The following is a 2,122-nucleotide window of genomic DNA, read 5'->3' as shown; positions in this document are numbered from 1 at the left end:
AACATCATCCCATGTCGAACCACCATCAATTGAATATTGAATAAAACCATCTGTATCATTATAAATCTGACCATTATCCATATCATCACTTATGGTGCTCCCTGTCCATGTACCCGCAGAAGAATCACCAAAACTATAACTTACAACATACTCAACTCTATGCTTGTTATCAGTTTTTGTATAATCAAAACTACCCTCATCTGGCAGATTAACTATTTCTTTAGTCTGCTGATTTAAATCAACTTCATTATACCTACTCTGCAGATAAAATGAATTAGATGTATTATCAGCTATAGGTATTTCAGTATTATCAGCAAGCTTCAAATTCCCACTTACCTCTGCCTCAGTTAAAACAGTAGTCTTTGCCTTAGTTTTATCATCGGTTATTTCAAAATCAATAGTGATACTTCGATCCTGGCCATTTAGATCAGAAGGATCTAAAGTCCAAATTTTATTTGAAGAATCAAAAGTTCCAATTCCATTAAGATTATGACCTAAATAAGTTAAGCGAGTCTCATCTAAATTAGTTAACTCAACAGCTATTTTATCATCTGTAAATTTATCAAATTCAGTTAAACTAACTGTATAAGTATATGATATTTCTTCTCCTAAATACATCCGATCAGTATCAGTGTGATCAGCTGTAGTTGAAGCTGAACTTTCAATATTAAGGTTAGGAATTCCTGTAACATTATAATCAAAAGTTTCAAAAGGCCTGCTGTATGGATTATCCTCATCATCAGTATATTCTGCCTGTAAAGTTATTGTTCCACTTTCATTTTGACTTAAAGGATCACCTGTCTCCAGCTCAAAAGATAGAGTTTCTGAATAATCAACACCATCACTAGAAGGAAAGTCACCTTCATCATAAGTGAATACTCCAGCATTATATGACCAACCATTAGTAAGATTTATCACATCATAATCAGCAGGAATATTGGTCTTAATCTCTATACCTCTAGCAGGACCATCACCTTCAGTGGTATTTGTAACCTCAATTTGAATTAAATCTGAAGTATCAAAATCAATTGTTGCTGGATCAGTTAGAGGTTCTATATCTATAAAAGGTTTCCGCGGATTAAATCTGAAATTAGCTGATTCAGTTACATCAGGAACTTCTGTGGCTGGATTTTCAGCTTTAAGCTCTAAAGTTTCAAAATTATCATTATCAACAACAGTATAATTATATTCAAATATATAAGTTTCTCCCGCTTCCAATTCTGATATCAAGTCTTCTCCACTATTAAATAATGGATCACTAAAACCGACACTCTGATTCGGTGTTAGAGTAGTATTATATAACTTACCTTCACCTACATTAGTAATTGAAGCAGTAACTGTAAATTCACCACCTCTATGCATAGGTTGTGGTGCTAGATCTAAATCAATATCTAATTCACCAAATAATATTTTATCATCAAGATTTTCGGTATCTGTTTTACTAAGACTGTTATCAGCCTGATCAAGATAGTTAAAGGTTAGCTCAAGATCTTTATTCTGATTATCTAAACTTGCATCAGTTGAGAGATTATAATCAATTACAATACTTGATCCAGCAGCTAATAAGACTCCAGCTTCTACCGGTGTAATTGTATATGTATTATCATTTGAACTAAAATTATAATCACTGCTTTCTATTACTGATTCATTATCATTTTCATCAACAATTTTTAGCTCATTTATCTGACTCTCACTAAGAATAAAACCTTCAGGCAGATTCAATACTACCTCCAGCTCAGCAACTGCAGAAACACTATTATTGGTTATTTCTGCTTTATAATTCTGACCGGCTGCATCATTCGGATAAATTTCAGCAGGAATAGTCTGCTCAATAGTTATATCCTCACTTTGTGCCATAACTGCTGAACTAAAAGTCAAAATCATGATAAATGCTATTAAAATAGTTAATATATTTTTACTATTAATTTTCATTTGATTTCCCCACTTTCTTAAACTTAAATATATTTTCAGAGTTTATATTCTACCAGGCTTTAATTAAGTTAATGAACCAGCCTTTAGCTTCATAACTTAAATTAGTTAAATCATCATTAAAGTCAGTAAAATTATATCCGATCCCCACTTTAGTGTTGTTATTAAAGCCTTTATATGCTCCAACTAAGAA

The 2,122-nt window shown here is 32.1% G+C and carries 1 protein-coding gene; it reads right to left on the bottom strand.

Going from position 1 to position 2,122, the window contains the following annotated elements:
- Positions 1-1,932: hypothetical protein (locus CI949_RS20120; protein WP_290769776.1), on the bottom strand; the 1,932-nt coding region annotated here is incomplete at its 3' end.
- Positions 1,933-2,122 lie beyond the last annotated feature (190 nt).

The organism is Halanaerobium sp. (assembly GCF_003070835.1).
Note: the sequence above shows the minus strand (reverse complement) of the source record. Positions and strands in the feature narration are given on the sequence as shown.